This is a genomic window from Streptomyces sp. LUP47B, assembly GCF_001746295.1.
Lineage (GTDB): Bacteria > Actinomycetota > Actinomycetes > Streptomycetales > Streptomycetaceae > Streptomyces.
In genome coordinates, this window is sequence record NZ_MJAH01000019.1 from 19616 (window position 1) to 40794 (window position 21179).

A 21179-nucleotide genomic window follows, 5' to 3' on the forward strand; every position below is an offset into this window, starting at 1 on the left:
GGCAGACGCGCTCAGGCGTTTCAGCGCCGTCTGTGGCCCGAGCCCTTCTCGTTCCCTCAGGTGGCCAGGACTTCAGCGTCTTCAGCCTCCACCTCGAAGCGGGTCTGTGCGCGGTCCAAGGCCTCATCGGCATCGCGTCCGTGTGCCCTCAACCAGTGAAGGACGTCGACCATCACATCGATCGCCGCTTCCTCAACCACCGCCACCGCTCCGGCCCCCGCCAGCCATAGGCGATCCTGTTCGCCACCGTAGCCGCCCAGCAATGCCTCCACTCGATTCACCCGAGCGCCCCCAGAGTGCCCCTCGGCCGAAGGCAACCCCGTCGGCAGCTCACACCAAGTCACCTTCCGGTCAGCCTGGAGCTGAACACCCCAACGGTCGGTAACAGCAGTGACCAGTGCCATTCCTCTGCCGGACTCGGCATCCAGACCGGCATCGAGGAACACCGGCAGAGCGCGGGCGTCGGAATCGTGGACCTCGATCCGTACACGAGTTCCGCTCATGGACACGACGAGGGTGGCGGGCGTACCGATGCCGACGTGGCTGATGACGTTCGACACGAGCTCGCTGACACAGAGCTGAGCGGCATCGATGACACCGTGAAGCCCCCAGAGCCCCAAATGAAGCCGCATGATCCGCCGGAGCGCCGCGACCTCCTGCGGTTCTGCCGTGAAGGGAAGGCTCCAGGGCTTCCTTGAGACACCAGCGATGCAGTCCATCCATCAACACCTCTACCTTCGAGCCGAGTTGCGGGGTGCATTCACCCACATACAGAGAGTTGCATTGGAACTCTCAAAATGGAACTCTCATTTCCTGCGACTGGTGGTGCGAGTGCACGGCGAGCGCCCCCGGCGCGCGCCACCTTGCCGTCCCCTTGGGACAACCAGGACGATCTGCTGGATCGACACGAAGGGCCGTAGGAATGGCAGTTGGACCCACGACACGAAGGCGCCAACTCGGTGCCGACCTCCGTCGTCTCCGGGAGCGAAATGGGCTGACCCTCGAAGAGGCAGGCACCCGCGTCGGCATCTCGAAGGCGACTTTGAGCCGCTATGAAACGAAGGAAGGGACGGTCAAGTGGCCGGCCGTTGATGCCCTCTGCCGCGAGTACGGCGCCTCCGATGCGGAACGCCTCGCCCTCGTGGAGCTCGCGAAGGGCGCCAAGATCCAGGGCTGGTGGCGATCCCTCGCCGACCCCATCCCTGAGTCGATGAACCTCATGCTCACGCTTGAGGACGAGGTCGTACGCGAAGACCACTACGCCTGCATGTACGTCCCCGGTCTTCTTCAGACCCGCGCCTACGCGGAAGCCGTCCACCGAGCATCAGAAGTGCATTGTCCCGAGCGCGAAGTTCAGCACATGGTCGACATCCGCATGAAGAGGCAAGAGCTTCTCGAACGCGATGAGCCCCCGCTGCTCTGGTGCGTGATCGACGAGGCGGCACTGCGGCGCAGGGTGGGCGGCAGCGAGGTCATGCAGGACCAGCTCCAGCACCTACTCACCGTGGCGCAACGACCGCACGTCACCGTCCAGGTGCTCCCCTTCTCATCTGGCGCACACGCAGCCACGGTAGGCAGTTTCGCGGTCATGCGAGGTCCGTCTCCCGAACTGGACGTGGTGTACGTGGACTTGCTCGGCGGCGGCCTCTTCATGGAGAAGCGGCCCGAACTGGAGCGTTATAGGTTGGCGTTCGAGTACCTCAGCGCACAAGCGCTCGACCTTGAGTCCTCTGCGGCGGTCATCCGCCGTATAAGCAAGGAGCTTTGATGACGAAGGCACCGACGCACGAGTGGTTCAAGTCCTCCTATAGCGGAGGCAGCGGAACCGAGTGCGTGGAGGCCGCTTTCGTACAGCCCGGAGTTCTCGTACGGGATTCCAAAGCACCTGAACGCCCATACCTCGTCGTGTCAGTGGGGGCGTGGGGCAGCTTCCTGGCTGGAGTACGTCGTCCCGAGGACTTCTAGGAGCAGGCGATCGTGAGCGGACCGAACTCGCTGCAACGGACCTCCAACGTGCACCGAGGCAGGACCGACCACGAGAGCATCGCGTGACCACCGTCAACGGCATCACCGCCCGCGGCACACAGCACTGCGAGACATCAACCCTCGGCGTACTCCTCCGCCACCAAGGACTCGATCTCTCCGAGCCCATGCTCTTCGGTCTCGGCCGCGGCCTCTCCTTCGTCTACTGGGACAGCAAGAGCATGGGCTTCCCGTTCCTCGGCGGACGGGTCAAGCCCTTCGAGCTCACCCGGAATCTGGCCGAGACGCTCGGGCTGGAGCTCGTGGTGCAGGAGACCGCCTCGCCTCGGAAGGGCTGGGCGAACGTCGTGGAGGCCATTGATGGCGGCCGGCCCGTGGGGCTGCAGCTCGACAGTTACCACCTGGACTACTTCGGGTCGAAGGTGCACTTCGGTGGTCATGTCGTCGCCATGTACGGCTACGACGACCAGGTCGCCTATCTGGTGGACACAGAGCAGCAGGGCGGAGCGGTGGCCACGAGTCTCGGTGGTCTCGCTCAGGCTCGGGCCGCGCGTGGGCCGATGACCGCCAGGCACCGGTCCTTCACCTTCGCCGCTCCCCAGTGCCTGCCCGCTGCTCACACGAGGATCGTTCCCGCCATCACCGCCTGTGCGGACGCCTTTCTCGACCCGCCCATCGCCAACCTGGGTCATCGCGGCATCGAGAAGAGCAGCAAGCTGGTACGCACCTGGCTCGGGCGGACCGACGACCCGCGGCGGGACCTTCCGCAGGCCGCCCTCCTGATGGAGAAGGCCGGTACCGGCGGTGCCCTGTTCCGTAACCTCTACCGTGACTTCCTCGCCGAATGCTCCCAAGTTCTGGAGTCCAGCCCTCACTTGCGCACCGGCCACCAGTTGTACGCCGAGGCCGCTGCGCTGTGGACCGAGGTCGCCGCGCTGATCACCCGAGCCGGTGAGTCGGGCGATGAGCAGTACCTCGTACGGGCGGGCAACGCCCTCCACGAGCTCGCACGCATCGAACGCGAGGCCATGGAGGCGCTGAGCCGTCTGCAGTCCTGAATCGAGGCCCGGGCCAGAAGCCCACGCGGTACTTCAGGTGCGTGGCCAGCGGGGTGTCCACCACTCTGACCTGCTCGAGGCGCCCCACCCCCAGGAATCGGCGGCCTCGCGCCACACCTCGCCTGGACGGCACAGACCGTCGTCGCGCTTTCCTGCCTCCCACCCCCCGCAGCCTCCTATCCTGGCCAGGTGAGACTTGAGGGGGTCGGGCTGCGCTACGGGTGGCGTGGGCCGTGGGTGGTGCGTGAGGTGGATCTGGACCTGCCGGCCGGTCGGCTGATCCGGGCCCAGGGTGCCAACGGGTGCGGGAAGTCGACGTTGTTGCGGGTGGTCGCCGGGTCGGCTCGGCCGGACCGGGGGCGGGTGCTCGGGCGTCCGGCGCGTACCGCGTACGTGCCGGAGCGGTTCCCGCCCGCGCTGCCCTTCAGCGCGTCGGAGTATCTGCGGCTCATGGGGCGGGTGCACGGTCTGCCGGGCGCGGAGGCGGAGCGGCGCGGGGCGCGGCTGCTGGCCCGGTTCGGGGCAGAGGAGCACGCGGGGCGGCCGTTGGCCAAGCTGTCCAAGGGGACGTGCCAGAAGGTGGCGGTCGTACAGGCGCTCCTCGCCGAGCCCGAGCTGCTGGTGCTGGACGAGGCGTGGACCGGACTGGACGCCGATTCCCGGATCGCCCTGGACGAGGAGGTGGAGCGGCGGGTGGCCGAGGGCGCGACCGTGGTCTTCGTCGATCATGATCCGGAACGGCTCACGGAGCGCACAGATCTGCGGTGGGTCGTCGGTGGGGGCACGGTGGCCGTGACGCGGCAGGCCGCCGCCGCTCCGGTACGGATCGACTGCGCGGGCCTGACTGGCGAGGTGGCGGAGCTGTCCGCGCTGCCCGGCGTACGGGCGGTCCGCACGCTCGCGGACGGGAGCGTGCGGTTGGAGACGGATGAGGCCCACTCGGACGCGGTGCTGCGCGCGCTGCTCGCCGAGCCGGGGGCCCATGTGCGTGGCGTGAGCGGGGGACAGCGGTGAGAGCGCTGCTTCCGCGCGGCGGCGCCTCGGTGGCTTGGGCCCACGCCCTCCACCCGAGCGGGGCACCACGGTGAGAGCACTGCCTCAGCCCTACGACATCCCGACGCCCCGAGCCCACACCCTCCACCCGAGCGGGGCACCACGGTGAGAGCACTGCTTCAGCCCTACGACGCCCCGGCGCCCCGAGCCCACACCCTCCACCCGAGCGCGGCACCACGGTGAGAGCACTGCTTCAGCCCTACGACGCCCCGGCGCCCCGAGCCCACACCCTCCACCCGAGCGGAGGCCGACCGTGACCGCGCTGCTTCGCTACTACGGCGCCCTCCTCCTCCGCTCGCAGCGCTGGCTGCCGCCCGTGCTGTTCTACGTCGGGCTGGTGGCGATCTCGCTGGACGGTCAGTCCCGGCTCGGCAGTCAGCTCGGCTGGAACGCCGCCGTGCTGGTGCCCGCCCTGGCCTGGCTCACCCGCTCCCTGCTGGCCGCGGAACCCCCGGCGGCCCGTGCCTGCCTCGCCGCCGCGACCGGCACCCGTCGGCCCCAGTACGCCGCGCTCGTCATCCCCCTGGCCGTAGGTCTGCTGCTCGTGACACTCGCGGCAGCGGTGTCCCTGCTGGTCTGCGGGGTGCCCGAGAACCTTTCCCTGGTCCTCGGCAACGGGCTGACCACCGGCCTGGTCTGCGCGTTGACGGGCAGTGCGCTGGGAGCGGCCGGTAGTCCGCCGCTGGTGCGCACGACGGCGGCCGCGGCCGGAACGCTGGTCATCGGTTCGGTGCTGCTGCTGGTGGTCTCCGCCTCACCGGCGAACGCGGCCGTCCGTGCCGCCTTCTCCTCCGACGGCGCCGATGGCCACTTCCCGCTGCTGCCCCTGCTGGCCGTACTCCCGCTGGTCGTGGCCGGCTGGTGGGCGTCGGCCCGCGCGGCCGGCCGCATCGGTGCCGGAACCGGTGCCGACGCCGGCACCGGCCAGGAGCCCGGGTGACGGTCACCGACACACGGGGCGGCCGTGGGACCGAGGGCTCGCTCATACTGAGCGGCACCGGCGGGCACCCGGTCCGACGCCGGTCGCGGGGATACTGCCCCTCAAGCACCGATCCTGGAAGGCGACGACATCATGCTCATCCTCTTTGGCACCAAGGGATACCTGTACCAGCTCGCGATACTCACCCTGGTGTGCGGGCGCTGCGGGAACCCGGCCGCGCACACCCTGCGCAAGCGCGTCACGAAGTTCACGCTGTTCTTCGTGCCGCTGTTCCCGATCTCCACGAAGTACGCGACGCAGTGCACGTTCTGCGGTGCGGAGAGCAAGGTGAGCGCGGAGGAAGCGGAGCAGCTGCAGACGCAGGCCGCCGCCGGTGGCGCGGCCGGGGGTCAGATGCAGGGCGGACAGGCCCCGCAGCAGCCGTACCACCAGTAACGGTCAGGTGAGCTTGCGGGCCACCCCGCCGTAGAAGCCGATCTCCCGCGAGCGGGGCGGCGGGGGTGTGTCCGGGCGCCAGAACGGGACCTGGGCCACGCCCGGTTCGATCAGCTCGAAGCCGTCGAAGAGGCGCTCGATCTCGGTACGGGTGCGGAGGTTCATGGAGGCCGTCGCCTTGCTGTAGACGGCCGCCGCCCCGCTGCGGTCGGCGAAGTCGCCCGTGGCGTGGGAGAGGATCAGGTGGCTGCCGGGGGCGAGGGCGTCGCGGAGGGTGGCGATGATCTCCTCGGGCTTGTCCGCCTCCGTGAGGAAGTGGACGACGGCGACCAGGAGCAGGGCCACCGGCTCGTCGAAGTCGATGACGGCGCGTACGTCGGGGTCGTCCAGGATCGCCCGCGGGTCGCGCAGGTCGGCCAGGACGATGCCGGTCGTGCCGGCCGCGTTGAGCAGGGCGCCGGCGTGGGTGTGCACGATCGGGTCGTTGTCGACGTAGACGACGCGGATGTCCGGTGCCACCTCCAGGGCCGTCTCGTGAACGTTCGGTGAGGTGGGCAGGCCGGTGCCGATGTCCAGGATCTGGCGGACGCCGGTGCCTACGACGTGACGGACGGCCCGGCGCAGGAAGGCCCGGTTGGCCCGTACGCCGATCCGCGCCTCCGGGGCCGCGGCGACGAGCCGTTCGCCGGCCTGGCGGTCGACCTCGTAGTTGTCCTTGCCGCCCAGCAGGTAGTCGTAGATCCGTGCGGGGTGCGGCTTGGTGGTGTCGATCTCCTCGGCACGGAAGCCGTTCTCTCTCACGGGGGCTCCTCTCGGGCGGCGGCGGGCGCCTGACCGCGTCAGTTGTGCGTGCGTCGATTCAACTCCCTTACGGTGGGCGGAAGTTCCAGGGGGAGGGTTCTGCGGCGGGCTCGGGTGTGGGCTCCTGGCTCGCGCAGGTCGAATGCGGTCTCGGTCACATCACACCCCCCGCGCGAAGTCCGCCACCACCTCGAAGTCCGTATCCCGCAGCCCCACCCGGGGATCGACCCAATGCAGCAGAGCCGGGCCGTCATGGTGGGAAGCCACGAACTCGCGGTCCTTTTCGTCAAGTTCGTCGTCCAGCCAGACGAAGGGGCGGCCCTCGGCGTGGGTGACGAGGTGGCGGGTCTTCCAGAAGGTGCCGTTCGGGCCGGGGGCCAGGGTCGTGGGCCAGTCGACGACCGGGAGGGGTGGGAGGCCGAGGACGGGGGCGATGAAGGTGTTCGCCTCCTCGCGCCAAGTGGTCGCCCAGACCAGGTCGTAGCGGTCCGTCAGCTTCAGCAGGGCCTGGCCGTGGGCGGGGTTGAGCCAGACCCGGAGGGGCTTGACGCGGGAGGGGGGCAGGCCGGGGTGCTGGGCGATCCAGCCGTCGGGCTTCATGCGGTGGGTGGTGTAGCCCTCGGGGCGGTGCTGGGGCTTGGCGGCGTACGGGTTCAGGGGGCCGTCGACGTCGAGGTAGAGGAGGGGGCGGCCGGTGTTCATGAGCGCTCTCGTCGGCGTCGTTCCCAGTCGGTGCGCAGGAGTTCGTACTCCACCTCGCCCTGCTCGGAGCCCTCGATCGCCTCCGGCCAGTCGCCGAAGAAGGTGCGCAGGAAGGTCAGTCCTGACTTCTCCATCACGCGGCGCGAGCCCTTGTTGACGGTCATGGTGTTGGCGGTGACGCGTTCGACGCCGAGCTCGGTGAAGCCCTTGTCGATGAGGGCGCGGGAGCCCTCGGTGGCGTAACCGCGGCCCCAGGCGGCCTTGTTGAGGCGATAGCCGAGTTCCACGACGGCCGGGCTGTCGTCGTCGAGGGGGCGGAACTCGAACCAGCCGAGGAAGGTGCCGGTGGACTTCTCCTCGGCCGCCCAGTAGCCGCGGGTGCCGAGACCGGGGTGGTCGTGGAGGACGCGGGGCAGGGTGCGGGTGCGGATCGTCTCGGGGGGCGTGGGCGCGCCGCCAGTGAGGAAGCGCATCACCTCGGGGTCGCCGTCCAGGGCGACGAGATGCCCGGCGTCGGCCTCGGTGAACGCCCGCAGCCGCAGCCTTTCGGTCTCCAGGAAGACGTACGTCACGGGCTTCTCCTCGTCGACTCGCCGGCCAGGAACTTCTCGATCTCCCGGTGGAGCGGTTCCGGCCGGTCCAGGTGTACGTCGTGGGCGGCGCCCGGGACGACGGCCGTACGGGTGTCCGGGCGACGGGCCAGCATCTCGGCCGCCTCCGCGGTCTGCATGGTGCCGGACGCGCCGCGCACGAGGAGCGTGGGGCAGCGGATCCGCGACCACTGCGGCCAGTAACCGTCCTCGGCCAGTTCCGTCATCGTGCGGACCAGCGTGTCACGGTCGAAGCGTGGACGAAGGCCGTCCGCCCGCTCCTCGAGCCCCCGTGCCCAAGCCTCGTGGCCGAGGAAGGCCGTCGCCTCCTGCAGGGAGCTGAAGGGGAGGGGCCAGCTGTCCAGCCAGCCCGCGATCTCACCGGGCAGCTCCGGGCTCCGGCCCGCCGGGCCCGCCTCGACCAGGACCAGGGAGTGCACCAGTGCGGGATGGTCCGCGGCGAGCAGCATCGCCGTATGGCCGCCCAGGGACTGGCCTACGAGGAGCGCGGGGGTGAGATCCAGTTCCCGCAGCAGGGTCACGGCGTCCTCGACGTGGGCGGCGCGGCTCACCGACGGCGGGCGGCGGGTGCTCTCACCGTGGCCACGGGCGTCGTACGACACCACGCGGTGCCCGGACGCCTCCAACCGCCGCGCCAGGTCGTCCCATTCGCCCAGATGGCCCGCGAGCCCGTGCAGGAGCAGCACCGATGGTCCGGGACCGGGGCGGTCGCGGTAGGCGATGCGGGTGCTGTCGCCGACGGTGAGGTACTTGGCGGGGCGCGTCAAGTTTCTTCCCCCTCCCGTGGGTTGCGTACGTGGGGGAAGACTCGCCCGCCCGCGCGCCGGGCGCCAGCTGTTTTCCAGGTCCCGGCTGTGACAGCCCTGTTGCCGGAACTGTGGGCTCCGCCACAGCCGTACGCCTGGTGTGCTGCTGGACTCTGCGGACCCGGAAACGAGTGGTCAGCCGGAAACGAGTGGTCAGGAGTCCAGAGTGCTCTTGCTGGTACCGCTGCTCATCCTTGTGCTCGTGGTCACCGCCTTCGGGCTCCTCGGCTACGGCGGCGGCCGAATCGCCGACTGGCTCGCCCGTCGTGCGCAACTCCCCACCGCGCTCCGCGGGCTCGCCGCTCTGGCGGGAGCCATGGGGGCAGCCGTCTACGCGTGGGGCCTGCTGTACGTCGTCGGCGCGGTCCTGGAGGCAGAGGACGGCGGAGCGAACTCGTCACCGATCATGCCGTGCCGTTCGGACGATCGGGCCGTCCATGTCATCGACTACTCGGTGAGCTACCTCCCCCTCTCCTTCGACTGCGAGATTACGGGCGGCGGCAGCTACACCGCCGACGTGATCCCCGCCTACGTCACCCCCGCCGCCGTAGGCCTCGCCCTCGCCGCCGTCGGCTGTGCCGTCTCCGCCGCGTATGTGACGGAGCTGCGGCTGCGGGCCGGGGCACGCAAGGGCGAGGCCACCTAGATGATCGATTCGAAGGCGTTAGTGGTCGTAGGCGGTCAGTGAGCGCGGGCCAAGCTGCCCGGTGCGGTCGTTGCGCCAGATCGCGGCGGTGGCGCCAGGATGCGCGGCATGACACGGGCGATCACAGATGGACCACGCACATGGACGCGACCGTTCCCCGCCGCGCAGCGGGACGGCGATGCGCGCAACTGTGCGCTCAATAGCCATTACCGCCGGTCGAATGGGTGCCGCTGCCCGTTGAGGCGGTGCCGCCCACGGTGACTTCGGTCTTCATGCCCAGGTCCTTGTGGCCGTCGACGGGGCAGTAGACCTGGTACTTGCCGTCCTTCAGCGAGACGGTGAGGTTCGCCGACTCTCCGGGTGCCAGCGTCCGCGTCTTGTGTTCCGTTCCGGAGCCGTCGATCTCCATGGCGTGGTCGTGTTGGCCGTCGTTCTTGACGGCGAACGTGTAGTTCCCGGCCTTCAAGGTCTTCTGGGACAGCTCCATCTTGTAGTCGACCAGTTTCACGTCCACCTGGGTGGTTCCCTGCTTGCCACTCTGTTCCGGGGCTGACGATGACGAGCCGCCACCGTTGCCGTTTCCGCCTCCGCACGCCATGAGGATGGCTGCCAGTGCTCCGGCGGCCAGCCCGGGCCCGACGTTCCTGCGTACGAACGTCATGAGCGTCGTCGCCATGTCTCGGCCCTCCGTGAGAAATCGTTACTGACCAGAGATACGGATGGATCACGCCAGGAGACTCACAAATCGTAGCAATCGGGGCGAACAGATCATGACTGACAGGGAATGCGAGTGGCTGAGGGCCGTCGCCGACGAGTCGGCGCTGGGTATCCTCCCCGGTCAGGAGCGCGCCGAGGCCATCGCCCACCTGGACCGCTGCCCCACCTGCCGGAAGCACGTGGAGCACCTGACGTTCGTCGGAGACGGACTGCTCTCCCTCCTGCCGGACAGCGAGCCGCCCGTCGGCTTCGAGACACGGGTGACGGACAGGCTGGGCCTGAACCGGCCGGCGCGCAGGCGGCGACCACGGGCCGGCGTGGCGGTCGCGGCCGCCGTCGCGACCGCCCTCGGGTTCGGCTTCGGTGGCTGGGCCGTCGGTACGGCCATCAAGGGAGCGTCGGCTCCCTCCTCGCGGAGTTCGCAGCCACCCGGCTCGGAGGACGGCCTGCTCGCAGCGTCCCTGCTGGCCCCCGGCCACCGCCCGGTGGGCCGGATCTTCGCCTATAGCGGATCTCCGGGCTGGGTCTACCTGTCGGTCCACCTCGGCCGGGACGGGTCCGGACCCGGCTCCCGGGCCGGTGGCGAGTCCGAGGCCGCAGGCTCGCGCGACGGATACCCGGAGGCCGGAAAGGTCGGATGCCGCCTGGAGCGTACGGACGGCACGTCGGTCCACCTCGGGGCGTTCTCCCTCGACGACACCGGCCGGGGCTACTGGGGAGCCCCCACGCCTGTCGACCCGGCCACGGTGTCCGGTGCCCGGCTGCTGGCCGCGGACGGCTCCGTCCTGGCCACGGCCCACTTCGACGCACGGCACAACCAGTGACCTCAGATCACCCCACGTCCACCGGTCAGTGGCGCCTCTCATCCGGCCCGGTTCGGTCAGTGGCGCCGGACGCGGCGTCCGGAGGAGCCGCGTCCGACGTGCCGGGGGCGGATACGCGCCCCTGCGGAATTGATCATCCAGGCACGGCAGGCGGGGCTTCAGCCCATGGGGACCAGCTCCGCCTTGCCGAACAACAGGGCGTAGCCGGAGGGCAGCTGGGTCAGGACGCGGTCCACGAGCTCGTCGCCCACCAGTTCCGGCAGCACGCTCAGGACCGAGCTGACGTGCCAGCGGGCCGTCGCCGGGGTCGCGCCCTCGATACGGGCGGCCACCGTGTCCACGAACTCCGGTGCCGACAGAGGTCTGTTGAGCGGGATGCGGGAGGCGATGATCCTGGCCGCTTCCTCGGGCAGGGCCCGGGCGAGGTCGACGCGTTCCTCGCCGGTGACGTGGTCGCCGAGGGCGGACAGGACGACGCGCAGGACGTGTTCCGCCTCCGCCGTGGTCACGTACTGTCCGGCGTCCTGCACCGCCTCGGCGAGGTCGGTCCAACTGGGTCGGTTCGCGCTCATGTACGGGTCTCCTGGGGGTTGTCGCGCCGGGCGCCCCGCGGACCGACACACCGGCCCGCGGGACGCCGCTGTCTGTTGCGTGGGCGGGGGTCAGCCGCTGTCTCCGCGACTGCGGGACTCAGCCGCTGATCTGCCTGCGTTCGCTGTCGCCGCCCGTGATCTGGATGCGGCGCGGCTTGGCCTGCTCGGCCACCGGGATGCGCAGGGTGAGGACGCCGGCGTCGTACGAGGCGTCGATGCGTTCCGTGTCGAGGGTGTCGCCGAGGAAGAGCTGACGGGTGAAGGAGCCCGTGGGGCGTTCGGCGACGATCATCTCCGCGCCCTCGGGGGCGGGGACGCGGCGCTCGGCGCGGACGTTCAGGACGTTGCGTTCGACGTCCAGTTCGATCGTCTCGGGGTCGACACCGGGAAGGTCGAAGTGGACGACGAAGTCGTCCCCGGACCGGTACGCGTCCATCGCCATCGCGGCGGGACGGGCGGTGGAACCGAAGACCTGCTGCGCGAGCCGGTCGAACTCACGGAAGGGGTCGGTACGCATGAGCATCACAGTCCATCTCCTTTCCACAGACTCTGCGGTGCGATGCCCTACGCCTTCTTATATAGCTCGGAGCCAGGAAACTTGACAAGCCCCGACTCAGGTCCGTTTTCCGGAACCGGCTCGGAGTTAGCCTCGGCCTCATCGGCGGTGTCGATCGTGACCGCGTCGATCGTGATCGTTCAGGAGGCAGACATGGCGAAGGTTCCGAGTGCGGTCGTAGCGGCGGGCGGGATCGTCGGCGGGTACGGCGTGGCCCGCTGGACGAGGAAGCGGCAGCTGGGCGGGGCGGTGCTGGCCGTCGCCGGGGCCGCGGCGGCCCAGCAGTGGCGGGAGCGGGCCGGCGGGAAGGCCGCCGGAGCGCTGACGGCCGCGTATGTCGCCGCCTTCGCCGGGTCCCACCCGCTGGCCAAGAAGGTGGGCGCGTGGCCGGCGGTGTTCGGCGTGGCGGGAGCGGTGGCCCTGGCGTCGTGGGCGGTGGCGGACCGCAACGCCTGAGAGGTCACCGGCCTCCCCCGTCCCGGTGGGTCAGCACATTGACCACCCGGCCGTTCGGATCCCGGACGAAGAAGCGCCGTACGCCCCACTCCTCGTCCCGCAGCTCCCGTACGACCTCGGCGCCCGACGCCACGACCTGCGCGTACACGGCGTCGACGTCCTCGACCTCCACGCTCAGGTCGGGGACGACGGGGGCGGTGCGCTCCTCGGTGAGGAAGCTGATCTGGGCGGTCGGGTTGGCGGGCGACGCCATCGTGACGACCCACCCCATGTCCATGACCTCCTCGAAGCCGAGCAGGCCGTAGAAGGCACAGTTGGCTGTCAGGGCCTCACCGGACTCGACATGGATGTCGGGCATGATCCTGCGGATACTCATGGCACGGCTCCTTCGCTGTCATCGGCGGCCGGCGGGCCTCTTTCTGTTATCGCCCTTCCACCCTCGCGTCTCCTGAGCGTCCCCAGCCACCGGCACGCGAGGAATGACGTTCGTGACTTCACAGATCAGCCGTCGCAGCATGCTCAAGGCGGCGGGAGCCGCGGGTGTCGCGGTGACCGCCGCGACGGCCGCGCCCGCCACCGCCGCCGAATCCGCGTTTGCGCACCCGGGTCTGCTGCACACGCGGGCCGACCTCGCCCGCATGGCCGCGAAGGTGAAGGCGGGCGCCGCGCCCTACACGGCCGGCTTCGCCAGGCTGACCGCCAACCGCCATGCGCAGAGCGGCTGGACGCCCAACCCGCAGGCGACGGTGTACCGGGGCGCGGGCAGCCCGCAGAACTACACGACGCTCTACAACGACATCCACGCCGCGTACCAGAACGGCCTGCGCCACCACGTCAGCGGCGACAGCGCGTACGCCGACACGGCCGTGGCGATCCTCAACGCCTGGTCGGCGAAGCTGACTTCCGTCGAAGGCAGCGCGGACCGTTTCCTCGCCGCCGGACTCTACGGCTACCAGTTCGCCAACGCCGCCGAACTGGTCCGGGATCACCCGGACTTCGACCTCTCCCGCTTCCAGGAGATGCTCACCAAGGTCTTCGCCCCGCTCAGCGACGACTTCCTGGTCCGGCACAACGGTGCCGTCGTCACCAACTACTGGACCAACTGGGACCTGTGCGCCATGGCCTGCGTCCTGGCCACGGGCATCTTCTGCGACGACGCCTCCCAAGTCGCCCGCGCGATCGACTACTTCAAGCACGGCGAAGGCCTCGGCTCCCTCAAGCACGCCATCCCCGTCGTGTACGACGACGGCCTCGCCGAGTGGCTGGAGGCGGGCCGGGATCAGGGGCACGCGCTTCTCGGGGTCGGCCTGATGGGCACGTTCTGCGAGATGGCGTGGAACCAGGGGTACGACCTGTACGGCTACGACGACAGCCGGTTCCTCAAGGGCGCCCAGTACGTGGCGAAGTGGGGCATGGGAGGGGAGGTCTCCTACACCGCGAACACTCGCGCGAAGGGGGCGATCGGGGGGTGGTCCGGTCGGGAGACGGCGTCCGCGGTGGCCGGCGTCGACCCCGCGATGACCCGCCCCATCTGGGCGATGATCGCCAACCACTACACGAAGCGGCGGGGGCTTTCGGCGTCGTACGTCACCCGGATCGCGGCGAAGTCCTCGCCGGAGGGTGGGGGCGGGGACTACGGCCCCAACAGCGGGGGCTACGACCAACTGGGCTTCGGCACGCTGGCGTTCACGCGGGACCGGGCCTCGGATACGGGGGCCTCCCCTGTCCCAGCGGCCGGCGCGAGCGCTCCTCCGACCTCCGGCGCCCGGCCCCAGACGGGGGGTACGGCGTCCCCCGCCGCGGGCGACGACCTCGCGGCCAGCGGCTCCAACGACATCGTCGGCTGGTCCGCGGCCGCGGGGGTCACCGCGGTGGCGGGGGGACTGCTTTTGCTGCGGCGGCGGGATCGAGTGCGGCATGGGGGTACCGAGTAGGGGGTGCCGGGTCAGGTTGTCGGGCGAGTGCGGGCCGGTGGGGGCTGGTCGCGCAGTTCCCCGCGGGCAGCTGCGCTGGGCTTGGGTGGGGCGCCTATGGGGGTGCCGGGTCAGGTTGTCGGGCGAGTGCGGGCCGGTGGAGGCTGCTCGCGCGGTTCCCCGCGGACAGCTGCGCTGGGCTTGGGTGGGGCGCCTATGGGGGTGCCGGGTCAGGTTGTCGGGCGAGTGCGGGCCGGTGGGGGCTGGTCGCGCAGTTCCCCGCGCCCCTGGGGAGTTGCAGTCACCGGCGCCACGACGGACCGATCCTCACCCCCCCCCGCACCACCTCGCGCGCCCGGCGGACCGCCGGCCCCACCGCGCGCCACGACGGACTGTTCGCCGTACCGCGCGCCGCGACGGGCCGTTGGCCGCGTACGGCGCGCAGGGGACGGGGTGGGGGGTGTCCGCCCGCAGCGGCCGGCGTCCGTTACAGGGCACTGTTGAAGCAGCCGAGCCGCCGGACCGAGGACGGACACCCCCCACCCCGGCCCCGACCCACCCACCGAACCCCACGCGCTACACCCGCCCCCACCGAAGCCGAAACGGGCCGCCGCAGGCATCCAGGGGCGCGGGGAACTGCGCAAAAACGCCCGCCCCCACCAACCGCTCACGTCGCAGTCAGCGGCTTCGCGATGTCCTCCAGCGACCGCCGCTCCGCCCGCACCGCAAGGAACGCCGCCACCAACCCCGCCGCGCACATCAGCCCCGCGCCGATCTGGAAGGCAAGCACCGTGTCACCGACCTTCCCCGTGTTCGTCAGGTCGGCGAACAGCAGCGGCCCGCTGATACCGCCCGCCGCCGTACCCAGCGCGTAGAAGAACGCGATCGACATCGCCCGCGTCTCCATCGGGAACACCTCGGACACCGTGAGGTAGGCGCTCGACGCCCCCGCCGACGCGAAGAACAGAACCGCGCACCAGCACGCCGTCAACGTGCCCGCGCTCAACGACCCCTGGTCGAACAGCCACGCCGTCCCGAACAGCAGCAGCCCCGACAGCAGATACGTCGACGAGATCATCACCCGCCGCCCCACCGTGTCGAACAGCTTCCCCAGCAACAGCGGCCCACAGAAGTTACCGATCGCGATGACCGCGAAGTAGTACCCGGTGTCCCCCGTCGGCACGTCGAAGAACTTCGTGAGGATCGCCCCGAACCCGAACGTGATCGCGTTGTAGAGGAAGGCCTGGCCGATGAACAACGAAAACCCCAGCACCGAACGGCGCCGGTAGTCCGAGAACACCGTTCGCGCGATCTCCACGAACGTCACACTCCGCCGCTGATGGATCGTGATCTCGCCCTCGGGCGCCGGCAGAGCGGACCCCCGCTCCGCCTCCACCCGCTGCTCGATCGACGTGACGATCCGCTCGGCCTCCTCGTCCCGCCCATGGATCAGCAACCACCGCGGACTCTCCGGCACATGCCGCCGTACGAGAAGGATCACGAACGCCAGCACAGCCCCGAGCGCGAACGTCAGCCGCCACCCCACGTCCTTCGCGAAGATGTCGGTGTTCAGCGCGACGATCGACAGCAGCGAGCCGCCCACCGCTCCCAGCCAGAAACTCCCGTTGATCATCAGGTCGACCCGGCCCCGGTACTGCGCCGGGATCAGCTCGTCGATCGCGGAGTTGATCGCCGCGTACTCCCCGCCGATCCCGAACCCGGTCAGGAAGCGGAACGCGAAGAACCACCAGGACTCGAAGGCGACCGACGTGAGCGCCGTGGCGGCGAGATACACCGCCAGAGTGATCATGAACAGCTTTTTACGGCCCCATTTGTCCGTCAACCGGCCCCAGAACAGCGCCCCCACACACGCCCCGGCCACATACAGCGCCGCCGCGATCCCGGTGACCTGCCCGGAGGAGATGGACAGCCCGCTCCCCGGCTCCGAGAGCCGGCTCGCGATGTTGCCGACGACCGTGACCTCCAGGCCGTCGAGGATCCACACGGTGCCGAGTCCGATGACGATCGTCCAGTGCCAACGCGACCAGGGAAGCCGGTCGAGTCTGGCGGGGATGTTGGTCGTCACGGTACGGCCGGTATCGGCCTGGGCTGTGGTCACGGAAGGGCTCCCTCCCCGTCAGGCGATCGGCGGGCGATCGGCGGGCGAACGTCACCCGGGTGCCCCCGACCAGCCCGCCTACGCCCTGCCTACGCCCCGCCTACGCCCCCAGCACCCGCGACACCGTGTAGATCAACAACCCCGCGAGCGACCCCACGACCGTGCCGTTGATCCGGATGAACTGAAGGTCACGGCCGATGTGCGCCTCGATCTTCCGCGTCGTGTGCTCGGCGTCCCAGCCGGCCACCGTGTCCGTGATCAGGGAGGTGATCTCCCGCCGGTAGGTGGTGACCACGTACACCGCGGCCCCCTCCACCCACCCGTCGACCTTCGACTGCACCTTCGGGTCGACGGCCATCCGCTGCCCCAGCGACAGCAGCGACGCCCGCACCCGCAGCCGCAGCTCACTGCGCTCGTCCTCGGCGGCGGAGACGATCATCGACCGTACGGCGGTCCAGGCGGACGCGATCAGGTCCTGGACCTCGCCGCGGCCCAGCACCTCGCCCTTGAGCCGCTCGACACGCGCGCGGGTGTCAGTGTCGGACTGGAGGTCCGAGGCGAAGTCCGTCAGGAACCGGTCCAGCGCGCCCCGCGCCGGATGGGACGGCATGTCCCGCATCTCGGTGACGAAGCGCAGCAGCTCCTTGTAGACCCGCTCGCCGACCTTCTTGTCGACGAAACGCGGGGTCCAGCCCGGGGCGCCCCCCTGCACCGCGTCCATGACCTGGTCGTCGTGCAGCACGAGCCAGTCGTGGGCCCGGGCCACCACCAGGTCGACGACCCGCCGGTGCCCGCCGTCGGCGACGACCTTGTCCAGCATCTTCCCGATGCCGGGCGCGATCTCCTGGGCGTCGGCCCGCCGGGTGATCGCCTCACCGACCACGGCCTGGACATCGGAGTCCCGCAGGACGGTCAAGGCACCCCTGAGCGCGGCCGACAGCTCCGCCGTGACCCGGTCGGCGTGCTCGGGCTCGGCCAGCCACGTCCCCAGCCGGCTACCGATCCCCACGGCACGCAGCCGCTGTCGTACGACGTCCTGCGAGAGGAAGTTCTCGCCGACGAACTCGCCGAGTGACACCCCCAACTGGTCCTTCTTGGTGGGGATGATCGCGGTGTGCGGGATGGGCAGGCCGAGCGGGTGGCGGAAGAGGGCGGTGACCGCGAACCAGTCGGCGAGCGCGCCCACCATGCCGGCCTCGGCGGCCGCGGCGACATAGCCGGCCCAGGGACCGGCCCCGGAGTTGTGCGCCCACTTGGCCAGCACGTACACCACGGCCACGAGGAGCAGCAGTCCGGTGGCGGTGAGCTTCATGCGCCGCACGCCGCGCTGTTTCTCCAGGTCCGCTTCGCTGAAGGTGTTCATCGCACGTACGGCCGAAGCGGGGACGGCACGGTTCACGGCCCCGTCCGGCCGGGCATGCTGCTCCACGTCAGATGGTCCCGTTTCCTGAGGTTTCGTACGATCCATCCGCTCCACCCGTTCGGTGATCCCTCACACATTGTCCCTTCCTGACCGACTCCCGGAACAGAACAAGAGTTCCCGGCGTCTTTCCGGACGAGCGAACCGGAGGGGGTCTCGTCACCTACCCCCAGGTTCATGCCTCATCATGAGGTGATCAGATCGGAGCCCCGGGCTCCCATCGCCCTAGGAGAACAGCACCACATGACTCGGCGTCATGGTTACGCCCTTCTCGCCGCGATCATCGCCGTGATCGTGGCCATGTCCACCGCCATCTACGTCGGAGTGGCGGCCGACACCGGCACCAGGGACCGCACCTCGCTGTCCGGCCCCCGGCCCGCACGCCCCTCCGCCGCACCCGCCTCCGCCGGAGTCTGGGTCGGCACCTGGTCCGCCTCCCCGGTCGGCGCCGAACCCGGCACCCAGGCCGAGGGCATGACCGGCCGCTCCGTGCGCAACGTCGTGCACGCCGCCGTCGGCGGTACGAGTGCCCGCGTCACGCTGTCCAATCTCTACGGCCGGACCACGCTGACCATCACGCACGCCTCGATCGCCCTCGCCGCCGGCACCCGGACCGCCGCCGCGAGCGCGGGAACCATGCGGCCGCTCACGTTCGCCGGCAACACCACGGTCGTCATCGCGGCGGGCGGACAGGTACTCAGCGACGCCGTCGCCCTGGCCGTCCCGGCGGGCGGCGACGTCCTCGTCACCACCTACTCCCCCAGCCTGTCCGGGCCGGTCACCTACCACCCGACGGCACGGCAGACGTCGTACGCAGGCGAGGGCGACCTCACCGAGGACGAGACCGGGACGGCGTACACCGAACAGGTCGACCACTGGCGGTATCTCACCGCGCTGGACGTGCTCAGCGGCGAGGCCGACGGCACGGTGGTCGCCTTCGGCGACTCGCTGACCGACGGCAAGAACTCCACCGCCGACGCGAACGACCGCTGGCCCGACTACCTGAACCGGCGCCTGCGTACCGCGATCGCCGCCGGGCGGGACCTGCCCCGCTACAGCGTCGTCAACGCGGGGATCGGCGGCAACCGGGTCCTCTCGGACGCCCGTGGCCGCCCCCTGGAGAACCAGGCGGGCATCCGCCGCTTCCGACGGGACGTGCTCGACCGCCCCAACGTCAAGATCGTGGTCGTCGACCTCGGCATCAACGACCTCCTGCGCACCCCGGGCACCGCCGACCCACAGAAGATCCTCACCGGCCTGCGCGACCTGGTCCGCCAGGCCCACGCGCGCGGCATCAAGGTCGTCGGCGCGACCCTCATGCCCGTCGGCAAGCGCGCCACCTGGACCGAGGCCCGCGAGGTCGTCCGCCAGACGATCAACGCGGAGATCCGCTCGGGCAGGGTCTACGACGCGGTGGTCGACTTCGACAAGGCGCTGAGGGATCCCTACGACCCCCGCGCGCTCCGCACGATGTACGACTCCGGGGACCGGCTGCACCCCAACGACAAGGGGTACGAGCGGATGGCGGACACCTTCGACCTGGCGTACCTGAAGGGGTCGACGGCGGCACGGCTGTAGCTGCGGGCCGGTAGGGGCTTGTCGCGCCCACGCGGCGGAGCCGCACATCGATACAGCCCCGCGCCCCTGGGTGGGTGCAGTCGCAGCATGCTTAGCTGCACCCACTCGTCTGGGGGCGCGGGGCCGTGACATCAGCGGCTCCGCCGCGGGGCGCGACCAGCCACAACGGACCCGCACCCGCCCACCGACCGCTCAGTCCTCGCCCCGTCGGAGCTCCCGGACCGCCTCCCGGCGATCGAGCCGCTCCTGCCGCCGCTCCTCGCGGAGCCGCTGCCGCTCGGCCCTCGTCACCTTCCGTTCGACCCCGACCCCGCCCCAGAACGCGAACCCGGTCACGACCACCCGAGGCGCGCCCGGCTCCCCTGGGACACCCTGCTCAGCGTGGTCGAACCCGCCCATGATCCCGATCCCGCGCACCACGACCTCGACCCCGGGCGGCACGATCACCTGCACCCCGCCCATGATCGCGACACAGTTGATCTCGACCTCGCCGTCGGCGAAGTTCGCCTCCCGCAGATCGAGCTCACCACCACCCCAGAAGGCGAAGCAGTTGAACCGCCGGGGCACGGTCCACCGCCCCCTGCGCTGGAACCCGGACATCACGGCGACGGCCCACGTGGACGAGCCCTCACCGCCGACGATCCGGGACGCCCAACTCCCGTCCGGCTCGGGCCGCTTCAGCATGTCGACCCTGGGGACGGCCACCTGGCCGACCGGAAGATCCCGGGTGATCGGCGCGAGTTCGCCGTACGTCCGTGCCTTGTACGTCGCGTCCAGCCGTTCCTCGAACTCCTCCATGTCGAGCCGCCCCTCCGCGAGGGCGTCCCGCAGGACCTCGGCGACTCGCTCACGATCGGCGTCGGCAGCCCGCAGTTCCGGGCCGGGGGGCCTGGGGGATGTCCCCCCGGAAGACACAGCGTCGGTCATGTACAGCAGCCTACGAGTTACCGCACCCCACGGCTACGACACCGCTTTCTCCGCTTCTCCGGCGTACATCTTCGCGATCACCGCCTCGATGTCCGGCTCCCGCACCGACAGATCCAGCAGCGGATACTCCGCCGCGACCCGCGCCACCAGCGCCGCCGCCGACTCGGACGCGGGGAACGCCAGCCACTGCCGCGGCCCCTCCACCTTCACCACGCGCGCGGGCGGCGCCTCGATCGGCGGCAACTCCCGCTCCAGGTCCACCACCAGAGTGCGTTCGCTCTCGCCCACCTCGTGGAGTCCGACGAGGGGACCGTCGTACATCAGGCGCCCGTGGTCGATGACCATCACGCGCGAGCAGAGCTGTTCGATGTCCTGGAGGTCATGAGTGGTCAGCAGGACCGTCGTACCGCGCTCGGTGTTCAACTCCCGTAGAAACCCCCGCACCTTGGCCTTGGAGATGACGTCGAGTCCGATGGTCGGCTCGTCCAGGTACAGCACCTCGGGGTCGTGCAGCAGGGCCGCCGCGATGTCACCCCGCATCCGCTGGCCCAGCGACAGCTGCCGTACCGGCACGTCCAACAGGTCGGCCAGTTCGAGGAGTTCGACGCAGCGGTCGAGGTTCTCGCGGTAACGGGCGTCCGGGATGCGGTACATGCGGTGCATCAGCTTGTAGGAGTCGATCAGCGGAAGGTCCCACCACAGGGTCGTGCGCTGGCCGAAGACCACGCCGATGCGGTGGGCGAGCCTTGTCCGCTCCCGGGACGGGTCGATACCCGCCACCCGCAGCCGACCACCGCTCGGCGTCAGGATGCCCGTCAGCATCTTGATCGTCGTCGACTTGCCGGCGCCGTTCGGGCCGATGTACCCGACCATCTCGCCGCGCGCCACGGTGAAGGAGATCGAGTCGACCGCCCGCACCTGGCGCCGCTCCCGCCTGAGGAAACCCGTCTTCTTGCGCACGTCGAAGACCTTCTCGACGCGGTCGAGTTCGATGAAAGCGTCTACCGCCAAGTCCGCCACCACGTCCACCACTTGGTCCAC

At 70.2% G+C, this 21179-nt stretch carries 24 protein-coding genes; 11 read left to right on the forward strand and 13 right to left on the reverse strand.

Annotation, left to right across the window (positions count from 1 at the left end):
• Positions 1-56: 56 nt before the first annotated feature.
• Positions 57-719 carry an ATP-binding protein gene (locus BFN33_RS40615; RefSeq protein ID WP_069765247.1) on the reverse strand — a complete coding sequence of 221 codons (663 nt, stop codon included), beginning with the start codon at positions 717-719 and terminating at the stop codon, positions 57-59.
• 203 nt (positions 720-922) lie between these two features.
• Here BFN33_RS40615 and BFN33_RS40620 point away from each other — a divergent pair, with 203 nt between their 5' ends.
• From BFN33_RS40620 to BFN33_RS40640, 6 genes are all read left to right on the forward strand, one after another.
• Positions 923-1768 (forward strand): helix-turn-helix transcriptional regulator, encoded by an 846-nt coding sequence (locus tag BFN33_RS40620; RefSeq protein WP_069765248.1) that lies wholly within the window; start codon positions 923-925, stop codon positions 1766-1768.
• A complete protein-coding gene (locus BFN33_RS50735; RefSeq protein ID WP_079141288.1) occupies positions 1768-1965 on the forward strand; it encodes a DUF397 domain-containing protein in 198 nt (65 codons plus the stop codon). The genes BFN33_RS40620 and BFN33_RS50735 overlap by 1 nt, the downstream gene beginning before the upstream one ends.
• Before the next feature lie 83 nt (positions 1966-2048).
• Entirely contained in the window at positions 2049-3041 is a 993-nt protein-coding gene (locus tag BFN33_RS40625) for a BtrH N-terminal domain-containing protein (RefSeq protein ID WP_069765249.1), read from the forward strand.
• Between the two features lie 189 nt (positions 3042-3230).
• Complete coding sequence (locus BFN33_RS40630) at positions 3231-4055, forward strand: ATP-binding cassette domain-containing protein (RefSeq protein WP_069765250.1); 825 nt, start codon at positions 3231-3233, stop codon at positions 4053-4055.
• 292 nt (positions 4056-4347) lie between these two features.
• On the forward strand, positions 4348-5034 hold the full coding sequence (locus BFN33_RS40635; RefSeq protein WP_069765251.1) for a hypothetical protein: 687 nt from the start codon (positions 4348-4350) through the stop codon (positions 5032-5034).
• A 132-nt stretch (positions 5035-5166) separates the two neighbouring features.
• Positions 5167-5469, forward strand: a complete 303-nt coding sequence (locus BFN33_RS40640; protein ID WP_069765252.1) for a zinc-ribbon domain-containing protein — start codon at positions 5167-5169, stop codon at positions 5467-5469.
• A 3-nt stretch (positions 5470-5472) separates the two neighbouring features.
• Here the strand turns inward: BFN33_RS40640 and BFN33_RS40645 are convergent, their stop codons facing one another.
• The 4 genes from BFN33_RS40645 to BFN33_RS40660 form a co-directional block, all read right to left on the reverse strand.
• A complete protein-coding gene (locus tag BFN33_RS40645; protein WP_069765253.1) occupies positions 5473-6270 on the reverse strand; it encodes an SAM-dependent methyltransferase in 798 nt (265 codons plus the stop codon).
• Between the two features lie 159 nt (positions 6271-6429).
• The gene (locus BFN33_RS40650; protein ID WP_069765254.1) at positions 6430-6972 is read right to left on the reverse strand and encodes an HAD domain-containing protein; all 543 of its coding nucleotides are present in this window, start codon (positions 6970-6972) and stop codon (positions 6430-6432) included.
• Complete coding sequence (locus BFN33_RS40655) at positions 6969-7544, reverse strand: GNAT family N-acetyltransferase (protein ID WP_069765255.1); 576 nt, start codon at positions 7542-7544, stop codon at positions 6969-6971. The genes BFN33_RS40650 and BFN33_RS40655 overlap by 4 nt, the downstream gene beginning before the upstream one ends.
• Positions 7541-8350 (reverse strand): alpha/beta fold hydrolase, encoded by an 810-nt coding sequence (locus BFN33_RS40660; RefSeq protein WP_069765256.1) that lies wholly within the window; start codon positions 8348-8350, stop codon positions 7541-7543. The genes BFN33_RS40655 and BFN33_RS40660 overlap by 4 nt, the downstream gene beginning before the upstream one ends.
• A 205-nt stretch (positions 8351-8555) precedes the next feature.
• On the opposite strand from BFN33_RS40660, the gene BFN33_RS40665 reads away from it, so the two are divergent.
• Positions 8556-9035: a hypothetical protein gene (locus BFN33_RS40665; RefSeq protein ID WP_069765257.1), complete on the forward strand. Its 480-nt coding sequence runs from the start codon at positions 8556-8558 to the stop codon at positions 9033-9035.
• Positions 9036-9231: 196 nt separating this feature from the next.
• Here the strand turns inward: BFN33_RS40665 and BFN33_RS40670 are convergent, their stop codons facing one another.
• The gene (locus BFN33_RS40670) at positions 9232-9711 is read right to left on the reverse strand and encodes a cupredoxin domain-containing protein (RefSeq protein WP_069765258.1); all 480 of its coding nucleotides are present in this window, start codon (positions 9709-9711) and stop codon (positions 9232-9234) included.
• 94 nt (positions 9712-9805) lie between these two features.
• Between BFN33_RS40670 and BFN33_RS40675 the strand changes: the two genes are divergently transcribed.
• Positions 9806-10576, forward strand: coding sequence for a hypothetical protein (locus BFN33_RS40675; RefSeq protein ID WP_079141289.1), 771 nt, complete (start codon positions 9806-9808; stop codon positions 10574-10576).
• Between the two features lie 158 nt (positions 10577-10734).
• Here the strand turns inward: BFN33_RS40675 and BFN33_RS40680 are convergent, their stop codons facing one another.
• Both BFN33_RS40680 and BFN33_RS40685 read right to left on the reverse strand, forming a co-directional pair.
• Entirely contained in the window at positions 10735-11148 is a 414-nt protein-coding gene (locus tag BFN33_RS40680) for a DUF2267 domain-containing protein (RefSeq protein WP_069765259.1), read from the reverse strand.
• Positions 11149-11266: 118 nt separating this feature from the next.
• Entirely contained in the window at positions 11267-11692 is a 426-nt protein-coding gene (locus tag BFN33_RS40685) for an Hsp20/alpha crystallin family protein (RefSeq protein ID WP_176742598.1), read from the reverse strand.
• 186 nt (positions 11693-11878) lie between these two features.
• Between BFN33_RS40685 and BFN33_RS40690 the strand changes: the two genes are divergently transcribed.
• Positions 11879-12181 (forward strand): hypothetical protein, encoded by a 303-nt coding sequence (locus BFN33_RS40690; RefSeq protein WP_069765359.1) that lies wholly within the window; start codon positions 11879-11881, stop codon positions 12179-12181.
• Positions 12182-12185: 4 nt separating this feature from the next.
• Here the strand turns inward: BFN33_RS40690 and BFN33_RS40695 are convergent, their stop codons facing one another.
• Positions 12186-12557 (reverse strand): VOC family protein, encoded by a 372-nt coding sequence (locus BFN33_RS40695; RefSeq protein ID WP_069765260.1) that lies wholly within the window; start codon positions 12555-12557, stop codon positions 12186-12188.
• Positions 12558-12669: 112 nt separating this feature from the next.
• On the opposite strand from BFN33_RS40695, the gene BFN33_RS40700 reads away from it, so the two are divergent.
• Positions 12670-14115, forward strand: a complete 1446-nt coding sequence (locus BFN33_RS40700) for an alginate lyase family protein (RefSeq protein ID WP_370743362.1) — start codon at positions 12670-12672, stop codon at positions 14113-14115.
• Between the two features lie 646 nt (positions 14116-14761).
• On the opposite strand, the gene BFN33_RS40705 is transcribed toward BFN33_RS40700, so the two are convergent.
• Both BFN33_RS40705 and BFN33_RS40710 read right to left on the reverse strand, forming a co-directional pair.
• Positions 14762-16213, reverse strand: a complete 1452-nt coding sequence (locus tag BFN33_RS40705) for an MFS transporter (protein ID WP_069765261.1) — start codon at positions 16211-16213, stop codon at positions 14762-14764.
• Between the two features lie 100 nt (positions 16214-16313).
• Positions 16314-17681: a DUF445 domain-containing protein gene (locus tag BFN33_RS40710; protein WP_069765361.1), complete on the reverse strand. Its 1368-nt coding sequence runs from the start codon at positions 17679-17681 to the stop codon at positions 16314-16316.
• 195 nt (positions 17682-17876) lie between these two features.
• Here BFN33_RS40710 and BFN33_RS40715 point away from each other — a divergent pair, with 195 nt between their 5' ends.
• Complete coding sequence (locus BFN33_RS40715; protein ID WP_069765262.1) at positions 17877-19211, forward strand: SGNH/GDSL hydrolase family protein; 1335 nt, start codon at positions 17877-17879, stop codon at positions 19209-19211.
• A gap of 192 nt (positions 19212-19403) precedes the next feature.
• On the opposite strand, the gene BFN33_RS40720 is transcribed toward BFN33_RS40715, so the two are convergent.
• Together BFN33_RS40720 and BFN33_RS40725 are read right to left on the reverse strand one after the other, a co-directional pair.
• A complete protein-coding gene (locus BFN33_RS40720) occupies positions 19404-20138 on the reverse strand; it encodes a DUF1707 domain-containing protein (protein WP_069765263.1) in 735 nt (244 codons plus the stop codon).
• 33 nt (positions 20139-20171) lie between these two features.
• Positions 20172-21179 carry an ATP-binding cassette domain-containing protein gene (locus BFN33_RS40725; protein ID WP_256123010.1) on the reverse strand — a complete coding sequence of 336 codons (1008 nt, stop codon included), beginning with the start codon at positions 21177-21179 and terminating at the stop codon, positions 20172-20174.